This is a genomic window from Mycobacterium sp. RTGN6, from assembly GCF_033804605.1.
Taxonomy (GTDB): Bacteria; Actinomycetota; Actinomycetes; order Mycobacteriales; family Mycobacteriaceae; genus Mycobacterium.
This window is the reverse complement of record NZ_JAPZKZ010000003.1, coordinates 188,858-204,616: the sequence shown is the minus strand read 5'-3', so window position 1 is coordinate 204,616 and position 15,759 is coordinate 188,858. Positions and strand designations below refer to the sequence as shown.

19 protein-coding genes are annotated in these 15,759 nt (G+C 68.0%); 4 read left to right on the top strand and 15 right to left on the bottom strand.

Going from position 1 to position 15,759, the window contains the following annotated elements:
* Positions 1 to 7: 7 nt before the first annotated feature.
* The 5 genes from eutC to SLQ33_RS09030 all read right to left on the bottom strand — a co-directional run bounded on the left by eutC (position 8) and on the right by SLQ33_RS09030 (position 5,604).
* Positions 8 to 775 carry an ethanolamine ammonia-lyase subunit EutC gene (eutC, locus tag SLQ33_RS09050; RefSeq protein WP_319453485.1) on the bottom strand — a complete coding sequence of 256 codons (768 nt, stop codon included), beginning with the start codon at positions 773 to 775 and terminating at the stop codon, positions 8 to 10.
* Entirely contained in the window at positions 772 to 2,214 is a 1,443-nt protein-coding gene (locus tag SLQ33_RS09045) for an ethanolamine ammonia-lyase subunit EutB (RefSeq protein ID WP_319453484.1), read from the bottom strand. Before SLQ33_RS09045 ends, eutC begins: the two co-directional genes overlap by 4 nt.
* Positions 2,211 to 3,623 (bottom strand): ethanolamine permease, encoded by a 1,413-nt coding sequence (gene eat, locus SLQ33_RS09040; RefSeq protein ID WP_319453483.1) that lies wholly within the window; start codon positions 3,621 to 3,623, stop codon positions 2,211 to 2,213. Before eat ends, SLQ33_RS09045 begins: the two co-directional genes overlap by 4 nt.
* 221 nt (positions 3,624 to 3,844) lie before the next feature.
* Positions 3,845 to 5,215 (bottom strand): cytochrome P450, encoded by a 1,371-nt coding sequence (locus SLQ33_RS09035; RefSeq protein ID WP_319453482.1) that lies wholly within the window; start codon positions 5,213 to 5,215, stop codon positions 3,845 to 3,847.
* 2 nt (positions 5,216 to 5,217) lie between these two features.
* Positions 5,218 to 5,604, bottom strand: a complete 387-nt coding sequence (locus SLQ33_RS09030) for a nitroreductase/quinone reductase family protein (protein ID WP_319453481.1) — start codon at positions 5,602 to 5,604, stop codon at positions 5,218 to 5,220.
* Positions 5,605 to 5,709: 105 nt separating this feature from the next.
* Between SLQ33_RS09030 and SLQ33_RS09025 the strand changes: the two genes are divergently transcribed.
* Genes SLQ33_RS09025 through SLQ33_RS09015 form a run of 3 tightly spaced genes read left to right on the top strand, consistent with a single transcriptional unit; the run spans position 5,710 to position 8,181 of the window.
* Complete coding sequence (locus SLQ33_RS09025) at positions 5,710 to 6,759, top strand: ABC transporter permease (protein WP_319453480.1); 1,050 nt, start codon at positions 5,710 to 5,712, stop codon at positions 6,757 to 6,759.
* Positions 6,760 to 6,762: 3 nt separating this feature from the next.
* Positions 6,763 to 7,767, top strand: coding sequence for an ATP-binding cassette domain-containing protein (locus tag SLQ33_RS09020; protein WP_319453479.1), 1,005 nt, complete (start codon positions 6,763 to 6,765; stop codon positions 7,765 to 7,767).
* Positions 7,768 to 7,794: 27 nt separating this feature from the next.
* Positions 7,795 to 8,181 carry a nitroreductase family deazaflavin-dependent oxidoreductase gene (locus tag SLQ33_RS09015; protein WP_319453478.1) on the top strand — a complete coding sequence of 129 codons (387 nt, stop codon included), beginning with the start codon at positions 7,795 to 7,797 and terminating at the stop codon, positions 8,179 to 8,181.
* Here SLQ33_RS09015 and SLQ33_RS09010 read toward each other — a convergent pair.
* Complete coding sequence (locus tag SLQ33_RS09010) at positions 8,162 to 8,647, bottom strand: pyridoxamine 5'-phosphate oxidase family protein (RefSeq protein ID WP_319453477.1); 486 nt, start codon at positions 8,645 to 8,647, stop codon at positions 8,162 to 8,164. The genes SLQ33_RS09015 and SLQ33_RS09010 overlap by 20 nt on opposite strands.
* A 22-nt stretch (positions 8,648 to 8,669) precedes the next feature.
* On the opposite strand from SLQ33_RS09010, the gene SLQ33_RS09005 reads away from it, so the two are divergent.
* Complete coding sequence (locus SLQ33_RS09005; RefSeq protein ID WP_319453476.1) at positions 8,670 to 9,014, top strand: DUF3024 domain-containing protein; 345 nt, start codon at positions 8,670 to 8,672, stop codon at positions 9,012 to 9,014.
* Between the two features lie 6 nt (positions 9,015 to 9,020).
* Here SLQ33_RS09005 and SLQ33_RS09000 read toward each other — a convergent pair whose 3' ends face one another.
* The 9 genes from SLQ33_RS09000 to hemC all read right to left on the bottom strand — a co-directional run bounded on the left by SLQ33_RS09000 (position 9,021) and on the right by hemC (position 15,738).
* Complete coding sequence (locus SLQ33_RS09000; RefSeq protein ID WP_319453475.1) at positions 9,021 to 9,611, bottom strand: helix-turn-helix domain-containing protein; 591 nt, start codon at positions 9,609 to 9,611, stop codon at positions 9,021 to 9,023.
* Positions 9,598 to 10,452 (bottom strand): oxygenase MpaB family protein, encoded by an 855-nt coding sequence (locus SLQ33_RS08995; protein ID WP_319453474.1) that lies wholly within the window; start codon positions 10,450 to 10,452, stop codon positions 9,598 to 9,600. The genes SLQ33_RS09000 and SLQ33_RS08995 overlap by 14 nt, the downstream gene beginning before the upstream one ends.
* A gap of 149 nt (positions 10,453 to 10,601) precedes the next feature.
* Positions 10,602 to 10,838: a hypothetical protein gene (locus SLQ33_RS08990; protein WP_319453473.1), complete on the bottom strand. Its 237-nt coding sequence runs from the start codon at positions 10,836 to 10,838 to the stop codon at positions 10,602 to 10,604.
* Positions 10,835 to 11,344, bottom strand: coding sequence for a DUF3093 domain-containing protein (locus SLQ33_RS08985; RefSeq protein WP_319453472.1), 510 nt, complete (start codon positions 11,342 to 11,344; stop codon positions 10,835 to 10,837). Before SLQ33_RS08985 ends, SLQ33_RS08990 begins: the two co-directional genes overlap by 4 nt.
* The gene (locus tag SLQ33_RS08980) at positions 11,317 to 11,721 is read right to left on the bottom strand and encodes a hypothetical protein (protein WP_319453471.1); all 405 of its coding nucleotides are present in this window, start codon (positions 11,719 to 11,721) and stop codon (positions 11,317 to 11,319) included. The genes SLQ33_RS08985 and SLQ33_RS08980 overlap by 28 nt, the downstream gene beginning before the upstream one ends.
* A 20-nt stretch (positions 11,722 to 11,741) precedes the next feature.
* On the bottom strand, positions 11,742 to 12,164 hold the full coding sequence (locus tag SLQ33_RS08975) for a hypothetical protein (RefSeq protein WP_319453470.1): 423 nt from the start codon (positions 12,162 to 12,164) through the stop codon (positions 11,742 to 11,744).
* The gene (hemB, locus tag SLQ33_RS08970) at positions 12,161 to 13,141 is read right to left on the bottom strand and encodes a porphobilinogen synthase (protein WP_319453469.1); all 981 of its coding nucleotides are present in this window, start codon (positions 13,139 to 13,141) and stop codon (positions 12,161 to 12,163) included. Before hemB ends, SLQ33_RS08975 begins: the two co-directional genes overlap by 4 nt.
* Before the next feature lie 9 nt (positions 13,142 to 13,150).
* Positions 13,151 to 14,797 carry a bifunctional uroporphyrinogen-III C-methyltransferase/uroporphyrinogen-III synthase gene (locus SLQ33_RS08965; protein ID WP_319453468.1) on the bottom strand — a complete coding sequence of 549 codons (1,647 nt, stop codon included), beginning with the start codon at positions 14,795 to 14,797 and terminating at the stop codon, positions 13,151 to 13,153.
* Positions 14,794 to 15,738 carry a hydroxymethylbilane synthase gene (gene hemC, locus SLQ33_RS08960; RefSeq protein ID WP_319453827.1) on the bottom strand — a complete coding sequence of 315 codons (945 nt, stop codon included), beginning with the start codon at positions 15,736 to 15,738 and terminating at the stop codon, positions 14,794 to 14,796. The genes SLQ33_RS08965 and hemC overlap by 4 nt, the downstream gene beginning before the upstream one ends.
* Positions 15,739 to 15,759 lie beyond the last annotated feature (21 nt).

Genomic DNA, 15,759 nt, shown 5'->3' with positions numbered 1-15,759 from the left:
CGCGAACTCACTCCAGGGTGAGGGTCGGCCGCGTCGTCAACTCGTCGGCACGTGACGTGTCCTTCAGCTCGACACCGGAGCGACCCAGCCGCCGCGCACCCTCCACCAAGCCGGCCACCACCCGCGCGGCGGCGGCGTAACCGAGGCCTTCGGGCGGATGGATGTTGGAGATGCAGTTGCGGTCTGCATCGGTCAGCCCGGGACGCGGCAGGTGCGTCAGGTAGATCCCGAGGCTGGCGGCGACCGACAGGCCCGGCCGCTCGCCGATGACCACGATCAACGTGCGCACGCCCATCGCTGCGCCGATGTGATCACCAAGCGCGACCCGCGCCTGAGTGGCGATCACGGGTGGGGCGATCGAATACCGCTCGCCCAGGGTCTCCACCAACGCAGTCAGCAAGCCCACGCCGTGCTCCTCCAGCGCGCGGGCCGACAATCCGTCCGCGAGCACCACACCGATGTCGGCGGTGCCGGCAGGCACGGACTCCAGGGTGGCGGGTAGCCGGCCCAGGTCGGGCCTGCGCAGGTACTCGCTGCGGCTGGCGGCCTGGCTGGCCACCACGGCAGGAGCTCCGACGCCCACCGCGGCGATCTTCGCCGCAAACGCCGGTGCGTCGAGCGGGATGTGCACGGCGTCGCGCGCCTCCGCGTGGGCGGTCGTGAACTCCAGCACGCGGGCGGTCGGCAGCGCGTTGCCGGCCCGGCCGAGGCCGATGCGGGACTGCGTCGTCAGGCGCAGCCGATCCCAAAACTCTTGCGCCGCAGGGCTAGTCATGCGCCCAGCTTGCCGGTGAGTGCGCGCAATGGTGACTGGTCGACCTCGACCGGCATCACCCGCCCGTGCGCGTCGCTCATCCCAAGGCCGCGCAGCCACGCCTCGAACTCTGGCGCGGGCCGTAGCCCAAGCACCTGACGGGCGTAGAGCACGTCGTGAAACGACAGGCTTTGGTAACCCAGCATCACGTCGTCGGCACCCGGCACCGCGATCACGAACGCCACGCCGGCCGCGGCCAGCAGCGTCACGAGTACGTCCATGTCGTCCTGGTCTGCTTCGGCGTGGTTGGTGTAGCACACGTCGACACCCATCGGCAGGCCAAGTAGCTTGCCGCAGAAGTGATCCTCGAGGCCCGCGCGCACGATTTGCTTTCCGTCGTAGAGGTATTCGGGCCCGATGAACCCGACCACGGTGTTGACCAGCAGTGGCTCCAGGTCCCGCGCGACCGCGTAGGCCCGGGTCTCCAGCGTCTGCTGGTCGACCGGCTGGCCGCCCATGCCGAGGTGCGCACCTGAGCTCAGCGCGGAGCCCTGGCCCGTCTCGAGGTACATCACGTTGTCCCCGACGGTGCCACGGTTCAGCGACCGTCCGGCCGCCAATCCCTCACGCAGCAGCGCGATGTCGACACCGAACGCCGAGTTGGCGCCCTCGGTGCCTGCCACCGATTGGAATACCAGATCGACGGGAGCACCTCGCTCGATCAGTTCGATGGTGGTGGTGACGTGCGACAACACGCACGACTGGGCCGGAATCGCGTAGCGGGCGCGGATATCGTCGAGCAGCACCAGCAGGTCTGCGGTGGCCTCCGGGGAATCGGTGGCCGGATTGATGCCGATCACCGCGTCGCCGCATCCCAGCAACAGGCCGTCCAATGTGGCCGCGGCGATCCCGCGCGGGTCGTCGGTGGGGTGATTCGGCTGGAGGCGGGTGGCAAGTGTGCCCGGCAGGCCGACGGTGGTGCGGAAGGCCGATGTCACCGTCATCGCCCGTGCGGCCGCGATCAGGTCCTGGTTGCGCATGATCTTGCTGACCGCGGCGGCCATCTCCGGGGTGATCGCCCCCGAGATTGCGGCGATCTTCGCAGCCGCAGCCACTGGGTCGGGCCCGGCGGCGACGTCGAGCAGCCAGTCGCGCAATCCGCCGACGCTCAGATGCGAGATCCACTGGAACTCGACCCTGTCGTGGCTGTCGATGATGAGCCGGGTGACTTCGTCGTCCTCGTACGGAACCACCATCTCTTCGAGGAAGACCTCGAGGCCGGTGTCGGCAAGCGCCCACTGAGCGGCCGCCCGCTCGGCATCCGAGGATGCCGCGCAGCCGGCCAGCTCGTCACCCGATCGCAGCGGCGTGGCCTTGGCCATCAGTTCCACCAGGCCGTTGAAGGTGTAGGTCTTTCCGCCGGCACGCGCGGTGTGCTGCTTGAGCCGCGGGCCGGTCATTCCAGCTCCTCCTCGGCGGCCGCGAGTGCCGCGAACTCCTCGTCGGGCGAGTTCGCCACCAAGTGGTGGCGACTGTAGAACCCGAAGTACGCCATGAACGCCGCGAATACCCCGAGGCACCAGAACGCGGCCGTGACGTCCACCACGAAGGTCGCCACCACCGACAGCGCCGCGACGACGAGCGCGAACGACGTCGTGACGATGCCGCCCGGAGTGCGATACGGCCGCGGCATATGCGGTTCGCGGATCCGCAGCACGATGTGGCTGACCATCATCAGGACGTAGGACAGCGCGGCGCCGAACACCGCCATGTTCAGCAGCATCGCGCCCTGACCTGTCAGCGACAACGCGAAGCCGATCACGCCGGGTACCACCAACGCGAGTGTCGGTGCCTTGCGGGAGTTGACTACCGACAGGCTCTTTGGGAGGTAGCCGGCCCGGGACAGTGCGAACAGCTGCCGCGAGTAGGCGTAGATGATGGAGAAGAAGCTGGCGACCAGCCCGGCCAGCCCGATGTAGTTGACCACCTTGGCCATGCCCGAGTCGCCGAGGGCCTCCACCAATGGGTTGCCCGACGCGCTCATGGCCTCGGCCCCACCGACGCCGGCGGTGAGGACCAACACGGTGGCGCCGGTGACCAGCAAGACGCCCATCGCGGCGATGATCCCCTTTGGCACATTGCGTTCGGGCTCCTTGGCTTCCTCGGCCGCCAGTGGGACGCCTTCGACGGCCAGGAAGAACCAGATCGCGAACGGCACCGCCGCCCAGATACCCATGTACCCGAAGGGCAGGAACGACGAAGCGCCCGCCGCATCGGTCGGCGCGATGTCAGTCAGGTTCGAAGCATCGAAGCTGCCGATGGCCGAGCCCGCGAAGATCAGCAGACCGGCCAGCGCGATCGCGGTGATGACGAACATGACCTTGAGCGCTTCGCCGACACCGCTCAGGTGGATGCCGATGAACAACGCGTACACGGCGAGGTACACCCACCAACCGTCGGTAATGCCGAACAGGCCAAGGGATTCGACGTAGGCGCCGATGAAGGTGGCGATCGCCGCGGGCGCGATCGCGTACTCGATCAGAATCGCTGTCCCGGTGGCAAACCCACCCCACGGTCCCAGTGCCCGACGCGCGAAGGTGTAGCCGCCGCCCGCCGCCGGTAGCGCCGAGGACATCTCAGCCATGCCGAGCACCAGGGCCAGATACATGCCCGCGATCACCACACCAGCGATCAGCAGTCCCCCGAAGCCACCCTCGGCGAGGCCGAAGTTCCACCCCGAGTAGTCGCCTGAGATCACGTAGCTGACGCCGAGGCCGGCGAGCAGCAGCCAGCCGGCGCTACCCCGCTTCAGTGTTCGCTTCGCGAGGTACTCGCTGCTCGCGTCTTGAACGCCAGGGGTCGTCGACATGCCTACTCCGCTCTCCCCGGGCCGCGTGCCTAGGTTCCCCGGACGGTAGGGCGGCGCTGTAACGCGTCCAGGTGCCCCAGATGACCGCAGCATTACGTGCATTTAGTTCAGCCGGGGGACGCTGAGCGTTCGACTAGCAAGCGCACTTCATCGACGAGTTCGACACCAGGGTCGTGATCTCGATCGCGGAACGACCCTCATGTCGATCTCGCGAGGGTTGGTCAGCGCCGCGTCTCGACACGGGCCGGGATCGGGCCCCGCGCGACGGTGGTGAACGGCACGTCGACGGGAAATTCGTCGTGCAGCGAGCTGAGCCGGGTGGAGCGGACGATCGTGGCGAGCGCCAGCGTCGTCTCCAGCATCGCGAAGTGCTCACCGATACACGACCTGGCCCCGCCTGCGAAGGGAACGAAGTGCCAGCGGTCGCGTCCCTTCATGCGCTCGGGGCTGAACCGATCGGGGTCGAAGACCAGCGGGTCGGGCCACAGCGCCGGGTCGCGGTGCAGGGCGTATATCCCGACCGCGATCAGGGTGCCCGCCTCCACCCGGTAGCCGTCCACGTCGATGTCGCGCACCGCCAACCGCCCGACACCGGCAGCCGGCGGGCACAGGCGCAGGGCCTCGCGGAGCACCTGGGTGGTGTATCCGAGCCGGGTGACGTCTTGCGCCGTCAGTTCGCGGTCGCCGAGTTCGGCCGCCTCGGCGGCGACGCGACTCTGGACGTCGTCGTGGTGCCCGAGGGCCCACAGCGCGTACGTCAACGCGGTCGCGGTCGTGTCGTGACCGGCCAGCATGAAGATCAGCAGGTCGTTGCAGATGTCGTCGTCGGAGATCGGCTGCCCGGTCTCCGGATCCGACGCCGCAAGCAGGGCACGCACTAGCGGTGCGTCGCGGGTCGGGTCGGCCCGGCAGGCCGCCAAGATGTCGGCGGTGACCTGGCGCATCGCCGCGACGGCGGTGCGGGCCCGCTTGCGTGCCGGGGTCGGCAACCAGCGCGGCGCTCGGAACGGCCGCAGCGCACGGTCGGCGGTGTAGGAGGACGCGACGTGCATGTGCTCGGCGATGACCTCTGCGTTGTCGTTGAGGTCGATGCCAAGCACCGACCGCCCCAGCGACCGCATGGTGAGCCTGCGGCACGCGGCGTCGAGGTCGACCTCCATCCCGTCGCGCCACGTGTCGACGACGGCCTGCGCCGCCTTGGCCATGTGGCCGCCGAACGAATGGACGTTGAGTTTGGTGAACACCGGCTGCAGCGCACGCTTGCGAGGCCGCCACGGTTCGTTGGGCAGCACGAACAAGCTGTCGCCGGCCAGGTGCCGCACTTCGTCATGGACGACGCAGCGCTCGGCGAACGCGTCGTTGCGGCCGAGCACGTCACGAATCCCGTTGGGCGACATCACCGCAACCAGCTGGGGCAGCAGCCACTTCGGCCCGAAGCCGACGCGGGTGATCGGGCCGCCCGCATCCCGGATCAGCTCTTGGCCGGTGTCGAGGGCCCGCACCGCCTTCAGTAGCCGCCAGTACGGCAGTGGGTTCTTAGGCGTGAGCGGCAGCGCGCTGACGTCGCCCGGTCTTGTCGTTGAATCGAGCATGCCTACGACAGGGGCGTCAACGCGAAGGTCGGGTGGTCGGCGTCGTCGGGAAGTTGGCGCCAGTAGCCCTCGACGACCTTGCCCGCCAGCGGCCGGTAGGCGGCGATGATCGGGGCGCGCTGCTCGACGGGCACCTCGGCTGCGACGAACCTGGTGTCGCCGAGCGTGACGTTCGGCTCGGCCCGCACGTTGCGCACCCACTCCGACTCGCCGCGCGTCGACACCAGGTACTTGATCCCGTCGACCTCCGGCACGACCACCGGAATCTGTTGGGGCTGCTTGCTGCCGCGCTTGATCACGGTGAGCGTTTCGCTGCCGCCGATGCCGAAGGCCATCGCGAGCCGGTTGAAGATCCTGGCGGTGAACCACGGGGGCTTGAGGTAGGCCATGAGTTACGAGTTTGGTCGCCGTGACGGCCTAATGCAAAGGTTCGCTGGCACTGAACCTGATCGAAACCGGAGGTGAGGATCAGCAGGCGTCGGTAACGTCGAAGCATGTTGATCGCCGCGCTGCGCGACATGCAGTGGCGGAAACGGCGTTTTGTCATCGCGGTGCTGAGCACCGCCATCATCTTCGCGATGACGCTGGTGCTCACCGGGCTCGCGAACGGCTTCCGGGTGGAGGCCGCGAAGACCGTCGATGCGCTTAGCGTCGACGTGTTCCTGGTGAAGGAGGGCGCGTCGGGCCCGTTCGTCGGGGCGACGCCATTCGCCCCCACTGAACTCGGGCGGATCGCCGCGACCCCGGGTGTCACCGCATCGGCACCGCTTACGTACGCGGGCGGGACGGTCACCAGCGGTGATTCGACGCGCAATGCCGACCTCTTCGGCGCCCCCGAGCACGGCCCCGGCATGCCCGTCACCTCCGAAGGCCGGGCCCCATCGACACCCGACGAGGTGGCGGTTTCCAGCACGCTTGGACGCCAGCTGGGCGACGAGATCGAGATCGCCTCGCGCAAGCTGCGCATCGTCGGCATCGTGGACAACTCGACAGCGCTGGCCAACCTGCCCAACATCTTCTTCACCACCGCGGGCGCTCAACAAGTGGTGTACGGCGGCCAGCAGCTGGTCGCGTCGATCGGCATCAAGGGCAAGCTCGATCGCGTCCCGGCCGGCTATCAGGCCATCGACCGCGCAGGCGCCATCGCCGACCTCATGCGGCCACTGAAGGTGGCCGTCGACGCGATCACCATCGTCGCCATCCTGCTGTGGATCGTCGCGGCGTTGATCGTGGGCTCGGTGATCTACCTCTCCGCGCTCGAACGGCTTCGAGACTTCGCGGTGTTCAAGGCAATCGGCGTCCCGACTCGTAGCATCGCCGCCGGGTTGGCCATGCAGTCGATCATCGTGGCACTGCTCGCGGCACTAGTGGGCGCCGTGCTCTCGATGCTGCTTGGGCCACTGTTCCCGATGCAGGTGATCGTGCCGGTGTCAGCGTTCGTGGCACTGCCGGTGATCGCGGTCGTGATCGGCCTGGTGGCCAGCGCCACTGGACTTCATCGTGCGGTATCCGTCGATCCCGCGCTGGCGTTCGGAGGTCCCTAGACCGTGGGAGATCTGTCCATCCAGAACCTCGTCGTCGAGTACTCGAGCGGCGGATACGCGGTCAGGCCAATCGACGGGCTCAACCTCGACGTGGCCGCCGGATCACTGGTAATCCTGTTGGGTCCCAGCGGTTGTGGAAAGACGACGTTGTTGTCGTGCCTCGGCGGAATCCTGCGCCCCCAGGGCGGGGCGATCAAGTTCGGCGACGTCGACGTGACCTCCCTCGATGCCCGCGGGCTCTCGACTTATCGGCGCGAGACCGTGGGCATCGTGTTCCAGGCGTTCAACCTGGTGCCAAGCCTCAGCGCGCTCGAAAACGTCATGGTGCCGATGCACGCAGCAGGCATTCCCCGTAGCGAGGCGCGCACGCGGGCGAAGGAGCTGCTTACCCGAGTCGGCTTGCAAGACAGGATGACCCACCATCCCCGCGACCTCAGCGGAGGCCAGCAGCAGCGCGTCGCCGTCGCGAGGGCGATCGCGCTGGACCCACCCCTGGTGCTGGCCGACGAGCCAACGGCACACCTGGACTTCATCCAGGTCGAAGAAGTGTTGCGAATCATCCGCGAGCTCGCCTCGGGCGACCGCATGGTGGTGGTCGCCACCCACGACAGCAGGATCCTGCCGCTGGCCGACCGCATCGTCGAGCTGGTGCCGGAAATGGCGATCACCAACCGGTCCCCCGAGACGGTGTCGGTGGATGCGGGCACCGTGCTCTTCGAGCAGGGCACGATGGGCGATCTGATCTACGTCGTGTCCGAGGGCGAGTTGGAGATCGTGCGCGAATTGGCAGGCGGCGGAGAGGAATTCCTCAAGCTCGTCACGCCTGGCGACTACTTCGGCGAGATCGGGCCGCTCTTCCACCTGCCACGCTCTGCGACGGTTCGTGCCCGCACCGAGGCGACGGTCATCGGCTACACGGTGCAAGAGTTCCGAGAGCGGCTCGGCGCGGGTGGGGTACGCGATCTCATCGAGCACCGACCGCTCAAGGTCGACGAGGCACTTGAGTAGACCACCGGGTGCGAGTTGGATGGTGTCATGCAGTTACCGCAATGGTTGGCCCGGTTCAACCGTCACGTGACCAACCCCATCCAGCGGCTGTGGGCCGGCTGGATACCGACCATGGGAATTCTCGAACACGTCGGCCGCAAGTCGGGCAAGCAGTTCCGCACGCCGTTGACGGTGTTCAGCACCGACGACGGAGTGGCGATTCTGCTCACCTACGGGCCGAACCGCGACTGGCTGAAGAACATCACCGCCGCCGGCGGCGGCCGAATGCGCCGCTACGGCAAGACCTTCGAACTCGTTGACCCGCGAGTGATGTCGAAGGCCGAGGCGGCGCCGTCGGTGAAGGGCGCGTGGCGGCCGATCTTCGCGCGGCTGCCCTTCGACGAAGCCGTGCTGCTCAGCCGTGATGCCAGGTGAGCGTTTCGCCCTCGCCCTTGGTCATCACGGTGCCCGGCATCACGCGTAGCCGGTAGGGGCTCAATCGGATCGCTGCGAACTGTTCGGACGTCGGCCCGTCGGCCCACATCGGGATGACGAACGGGTCGTAGCCGACGGGGTCGGGACCGTTGGCGAACTTGTCCCACACAGCTTTTCGCGTGTCGTCGTCGACGTACAACTGCGCGGTGCACTCGGCGCTGCAGGTGTCCTGACTGCTGGTCCAGTAGCTCACGGCCACCTCGGGATGGGCGTGGAGGTGGGCGTGCTTCAGCGGCGTCGGCACCGTGGCGACCCAGCCGACGAGGTCGGTGCCGTCCCACTCCCAGATCGGATGCAGGATGCGGCTGCGCGGCTTGCCGTCACGATCGACGGTGACGACCGAGGCCCACACGATGGAGTGCGCCATGTCGATGAATGCGGGGGCAATGCGATCCAGCGGCGTCATGCGCATTTACCCTAGACAGACGATGCCCCTGCCGGAGGAAGACGTCGCGGTTGTCCGCAATTGGGTTGAAGCGCTCAACTCGGACATGCCCGCGCATGTGGCCAGCCAGCTGCGATACGAATTGGACCTGTATCGCAACGCACTGACGCTGGTGGAATGCCGGCCAACACTTCCCGACGATCCCGGCAGCGATTGGTTCCGAGTCTCGTTCGCCCGACTGCGGTTTACCCGATCCCGAGGATGGGAGCTCTACTGGGCGGATCGGGATTCGAACTTTCACGTCTACGATCTCGTCGAGCCGACGCAGGACGTCGCGACACTTCTCGCCGAAATCGACGACGACCCCACCTGCATCTTCTTCGGTTGAGCAGCCCTACACCGGCACCGAGCGCAGCGCAGCGGGCAGGCTCGGCAGGAAGTGGGTGGTGGCAAACGCCCGAATGTCATCGGCCGTGTCCAACGGGGTGGCGCTTGGCAGCATCAGCACCATCGCGGCGTACCGCAGGATGGTGTCGGCGAGGTCGCTGACGGCCTGCTCACCGATTCGGTCCGCGAAGCCCGCGGGAAAGATCACCCGCAGCGCCTCGGCCATCCGCTCGATCGCCGCACTCCAGTGGTGATGGGCGAGCTCCAGAACGAACGCTGGATCCTCGGTCACCAGCTGGTTGAGCACGCGGTGGCGCCGGAACCGCAGGATCGACAGCGTGAAGGCCTCGACGTAGTAGTTCGATTGTGGCCCTGCGTGTTTCAGTTCGGCGGCGATGTCGGCGAAGAGGTCGGCGTTCTCCCGCTCGATGACGGCTGCCACCAGTTCGTCGCGGTTGGCGAAGCGCCGGTAGATGGTGGTGCGGCTGACACCTGCCCGCCGCGCGACGTCGTCGAGCGCGACGCGGCGGACGCCGTGCCGCTCGAACTCGAGCAGCGCCGCGTCGAGGATGGCCCCTCCGGGATCAGCCGCGGCCATAGCCCGTCTGCGCGAATTTGTTGTACCGCAACCGCATGGGAAGACGATCCCAGATCCAGTTGACAGGCTTGCTCCGCCACGCCGCCGCGAAGCGCTGGTAGGCCTTCTCCTTGCGGTCGCTCCACGGCAGCCCGAGCAGGTCACGTGCCCGAGGGGGCATGCCGCCGGTGGTGAGGAACGCAGCCATCGGGTTGAACACCGGAGCCACCAGCCGCCACGCCACCGGCGACACTCCCTTGGGGCGCGGGAAGCCCTTGGTGACGTAGCCGACGCCGTACTGCGCGGTGGGATGGGCGACGACGGTCTCGTCGATCATCCGGTCCCAATACTGTTGGAAACCCGCATAGTCGGTCGGCATCGGCCGGTCGCTGACGCCGTAGCGGCGGTACCACGTCTTGGACTCGAGATAGATCTGCTCCTTCTCGGCGTCGGTCAGGCGCTTGACGAAGGTGTCGGCGAAGTAGAGCACCTGCTCGACGAAGGTGGCGTGCGCCCAGAAGTAGGTGTCGGGGTCGAGCGCGTGGTAGCGGTTTCCGTCGGGCAGCTCGCCCTTGATGTTTCGGTGGAAGTCGCGCACCTGCTCGCCGGGGTTGTCGTCACTGGAGCCGTACACCGTCATCATGATCGGCGGGATCGACCGCTTGACCCGGGCCGCGGTATCGGCGAAGAACACCGAGTGATCGAGCACGCCCTGGCCCAGTTCGGCCAGCATGTTCTGCAGCACCGCTGGCCTGGGGCCGATCAGGTACATCCGGTTGTCGCCGAAGTAGCGCCACACCAGCGACTCCGGACCAAGTGGGAGCGCATCCGTCTGCTGGGCGTTCTCTGCCAATTCGGTCATGCGGAACAGTGTTACAGATTTCGCACTTTGTACCGAACTTATGTGAGCGGGCTCACCGTGGCTTGTTCTGACCGCGAGCGCGCGCGTTCTCCCGTTTGTCAGCGGCGCGTCGCCCGCAGACACGCGCGCTCGCGGTAGGGCGCAGCGGATCAGCTGCGACGCAGCCGGGCGACCCCGGACACCGCGGCCACTCCGGCGACCGCCGCAAGGAGCACCGCCAATGCAATCCAGGGCGGGTCGTACACCAGTGACGACTTCGCGGGCTCGCCATCGAGGATGGGTGCGACCACCTCCAACGAGCGGGACGCGAACCAGCACAGCACGCATCCGACGGCCGCCGCGATGGCCACGGCCAGCTGAACGACCGCGATCCTCCGGTTCGTCACGCCGGCCGCTCGCCCACCGCGGCGATCAACGCCTCACGCAGCTGCTTGTACTTGTACTTGCGCGCCCACGCCTGCGCCATCCGGTCTCCCGTGAGCTTGAGCCCGATGCCCTTGCGGCCGCGTGGCACGCCCGTCAGCTCGCCGAGTGCACGCGCCGACTCCCACTTCTGCAGCTCGGCACCCCCGGCCTCCGGATAGATCTTCACGATCTCGGAGAGGCGGATGGTTTCGGCGCCCTGCCGCAGGTACTGGGCCGTCAGTTCCACGGAGGTGTGGATGCGAGCGGCCTTGATCTGAATCCAGAGGAACCCCGTCACCAGCACCAGGAACACGCTGGGCACCAGTGGCTGAAAGCCGAGCCCCGATGACATCTGGATGAGCGCCATCGCGATGCCCGAACCCGGACCGACAAGTATCCATTTCCAACTCGCGCCCGGCTCGGAGAACAGGATCTCGTCGGTGACGTTGCCGCTGTCGGTCACGCCTCGGGCTTCCGATTGAGCCATGCCTGCGCCTCCGGCCTGGTGATGCTGAACGTGCCCATGATGAGCAACGCCATGATGAGGGCGATCAAGACCAGCGCCAGCGGCCCGGCGCCGAATATGAACAGCATGATCGCGTTGAGCACGACGGTCGTCATCGCCAGCGCCAGGGCCGCCCGCGCGAAGCGGGGGTCGCCGTTGCGGGCGCGTCCCGTCAGGAAGCCCTGAGCGAGCCCGACGATCAGAAGTACCGCGCCGATCAGCCGGAAGAAGAGGGGCGCAGGCTCGCTCAGCTGCAGCAGCCCGAGCGCCGCGGTCAGGGTGGCGGCCGCCAGCCATGCCCAAAAAGCGGCGTTGACGACCCGGGGCCGACTCGGCGGCGCTGGCGGTGATGCGGACATGTTCGGGTCAGCCTAGCGGCTCAGCGAACGAAGTAATCGTGGGCGTCCTTGCGGTGCAGCACGAAGATGCCGCCCACGATCAGCACCGAACCGACGATCGCCGCGACCGCGAAAACCACGGCCACCGCGGGAGGCGGGTCCGACCGCAAGAGGTTCGAACAGACGAACACCACCGACGCGGCGCCACCCCCGGTGAGTGCGGTGCGCGCCCACCGGTAGCCCTGCCGCATCAGAAGTAGGAACGTCGTCACGATCGCCGCCGTATTGACCGCAAACACCGCGGTCGTCGCATTGACCAGCCAAGCCGGGGTCGAGCCGGGTGCGCTCACCACCGCGACGACGTACCCGAGGACCATCAGCGGCAGCGCGACGACCCACAGCCAGAAGCCGGTGACGACGTCTTCTGGCAAGTCCTTTGGCGAGCCTGCGGTGGGTTCGCTCACGCCAGCCAGCCGGCGACGTCGGCCGCCCAGTAGGTGAGCACGATGTCGGCGCCTGCGCGGCGGATGCCGATCAACGTCTCCAGCGCGACGGTCCGCATGTCGATCCAGCCGTTGGCCGCGGCCGCGCTGATCATCGAGTACTCGCCAGACACCTGATAGGCCGCCACCGGAACCGGTGAGACATCGGCGGCGGCGCGAACCAGATCGAGGTAGGCCATCGCTGGCTTGACCATCACCATGTCCGCACCTTCGGCGATGTCGAGCTCGATCTCGTGGCGCGCCTCGCGGGCATTGCCCGGATCCTGTTGGTAGGTACGACGATCGCCCTGCAGGCTCGAGGACACCGCCTCGCGGAACGGCCCGTAGAAACCGGATGCGAACTTCGCCGCATACGCCAAGATCGCAACGTCGACGTGACCGGCCGCATCCAGCCCGTCGCGGATCGCCGCGACCTGGCCATCCATCATGCCGCTTGGCCCGACCACGTGGACACCAGAATTCGCCTGCGCCACAGCGAGTTCCACGTAGCGAGCGAGGGTGGCGTCGTTGTCCACCCGCCCCTCGGCGTCCAGCACGCCGCAGTGGCCGTGGTCGGTGAACTCATCCAGACAGGTGTCGGCCATCAGTACGGTCGCGTCGCCGACCTCGTCGGCGAGGTCGCGCAGTGCCACGTTGAGCACGCCGTCCTCGGTGATGCCTGCCGAACCCGTCGCGTCCTTGTCGTCGTCGGAGGGCACCCCGAAGATCATCAGGCCACCGACGCCCGCGTCGACGGCCGCGACGGCTGCCCGCCGCAGCGACTCACGCGTGTGCTGAACCACGCCCGGCATCGATTCGATCGGCTTCGGTTCGTCGATGCCATCCGCGACGAACATCGGCAACACCAAATGCCTTGGCTCCAAGGAGGTTTGCGATACCAGTCGACGCATCGCCGGACTGGAACGCAGCCGGCGCGGTCGATGCCTCGGAAAGGTCACGAACCGAGCCTAGCGGCGACGGCTCTTCTTGCGCGGCGGAGGCAAAGCACCCTCGGCGCGCAGACGGGCAGCGTGCTCGGCGAGCGCCTCGACCAGCGGGCCGACCGCGGCCGTCTCCGGCTGGACGTCGACGCGCAGCCCGAATTCCGCTGCGGTCTCAGCCGTCTTGGGCCCGATGCACGCCACGATGGTGCGCGCGTGCGGCTTTCCCGCGATGCCGACGAGGTTGCGCACCGTCGAGCTCGAGGTGAAGCAGACCGCGTCGAAGCCGCCGGTCTTGATCATCTCGCGAGTGTGCGCGGGCGGCGGTGCGGCGCGCACCGTGCGGTACGCCGTCACATCCTCGATCTCCCAGCCACGTTCGCGAAGTCCCTCGGCCAGCGTCTCGGTCGCGATGTCGGCGCGCGGCAGCAGCACGCGGTTCACCGGGTCGAAGATGTCGTCGTACGGCGGGAACTCGTCGAGCAGCCCCAGCGAGGACTGCTCCCCCATCGGCACCAACTCGGGGTTGATGCCGAAGGCCCGCACCCGGTCGGCGGTGGCCTGTCCGACGCACGCGATCTTCACCCCGGAGAACGCCCGAGCGTCCAGACCGAACTCGTTGAACTTGTCCCACACCGCACGCACTGCGTTGGTGGAGGTGAACACCACCCACTGGAAGCGGCCGTCGACCAAACCCTTGACCGCACGCTCCATTTGGGCGGGGCTGCGCGGAGGCTCGACGGCGATGGTCGGCACCTCGACGGGCAGGGCGCCGTGGCTGACGAGCCGGTCGCTCATCTCCCCGGCCTGGTCCTTGGTGCGGGGCACCAGCACGGTCCAGCCGTAGAGCGCCCGGCTCTCCCACCAGTTCAGCTTCGCGCGGTTGGCGACGGTCTTGCCGATCGTCACGACCAGCGGCCCGGCGAGCGGACCCGCGGGGTCGGGACTCGCGAGGGTGGCTTTGTCGAGCAGTCCGGCCAAGGTGGCCTCGACCGACCGCTGCTGGCAGGTGGTCCCGTTGGCGGTCACCACGCACGGCGTGGTCTCGGCCAGTCCGTACTCGATGAGCGTGCGGGCGGCCTCAGGGAGGTGCGACGCGGTGGCGTCCAGGATCAGCGGCCCCGGCGCGGCGGCCAGCGCCGCCCAGTCGACGTCGCCGCGGACGTCGGCCACGGTGTGCGACGAGCCGAGCGGAAGGCCTGCGTACGACGGCACCGCCGTCGTCGGCGGAAGCCCCGGCACGATCTCGAACTGCCCGTGGGCGCGCGCCAATGCGGTCACTTCGGTGATCACGGCGTCATCCGACAGCGGATCACCTGCGACGAGCCGCACGACGTCGGCGCCTGCGCGGGCCTCGTTGGCCAGCAGCTTCGCCACCTCGGCGGGGTCGCCAAGGGCCGGGCGGACCTCGACGCCACTCGGCAGTGGCAGGGTCGGCGGCTCGGCGTCGGTCGCGTCGCCGGTTTCCTTCGTCGCCTCGGCCGGGCCCGACGCGGGCGGCAGGTCCGAGCCGATGAGGGCCAGCACCGCCTCCGGCACGTCGGGGTCGGTGAATACTAGGGCCGCGTGTGCGAGCACTGTTCGTGCCCGCGTCGTCAGCAGACCGGGGTCACCCGGTCCGGCACCGACGAACGTGATGCGGCCGGGCTTCAGCTTGCGCCCTCGGGTGGTCATCCGTCACTCCCGCTTTCAGTCCGCTCCACCAACAGCTCCCGCGCGCCCAACTCGAACAACTCCGCGGCCACCGAGAGCCCTAGCTCTCGTGCCCGCTCGGGAGTCCCGATGCCGGACGCACGGATCACGTCGGATCCGTCCAGCGCCGCCACGCAGCCGCGTAGCGACAGCTCCTCGAAGATGTTGCCTTCCTCGTCGATGGACTCGACCACTTCCGCGATCGCTCCCACCGGCGCAGAACACCCCGCTTCGAGCTCGGCGAGCAGGGTTCGCTCCGCGGTGACTGCGGCGCGCGTGTCGGCGTCATCCAACTCCGCCAGCAGCGCGGCGAGCTCCCCGTCACCCGCGCGGCACTCGACCGCGAGGGCTCCTTGAGCCGGTGCTGGCAACATCTGCACCGGTTCGAGAGTCTCGGTGACATCGCCGAGCCGTCCGATGCGAGCCAGACCCGCCCGGGCGACGACGACGCCGTCGAGATCACCACTACTTACCCTGTTCAACCTGGTGTCTAGGTTGCCTCGTAGGGGGCGAATTTCCAAACCGAGACCCAGTGCTCTAAGCTGCGCCGCCCGCCGCGGGCTCGACGTGCCGAGCACCGAGCCTGCGGGCAACTCCCCTAGCACCATTCCGTCGCGGGCCACCAGGGCGTCGCGGGCATCCTCGCGTCGGGGAATGGCCGCGATGACGAACCGGTCGTCGGGCGCGGTCGGCAAATCCTTGTACGAGTGCACCGCCATGTCGACCGTGCCTTCGGCGATGGCCTCGCGCAGCGCAGCGGTGAACACGCCGACGCCGATTTCGGCGACCGGATCATCGGATCGGTCACCGGCGGTGGAGATGATCACGAGTTCGGCCGCGCGCCCCTTGGCCTCGATGGCGGCCTTGATGATGCCGGCCTGGGTGGTCGCCAGCAGGCTGCCCCTCGTGCCGATCCGGATCACCGCATCACGCGGAATGTTCGG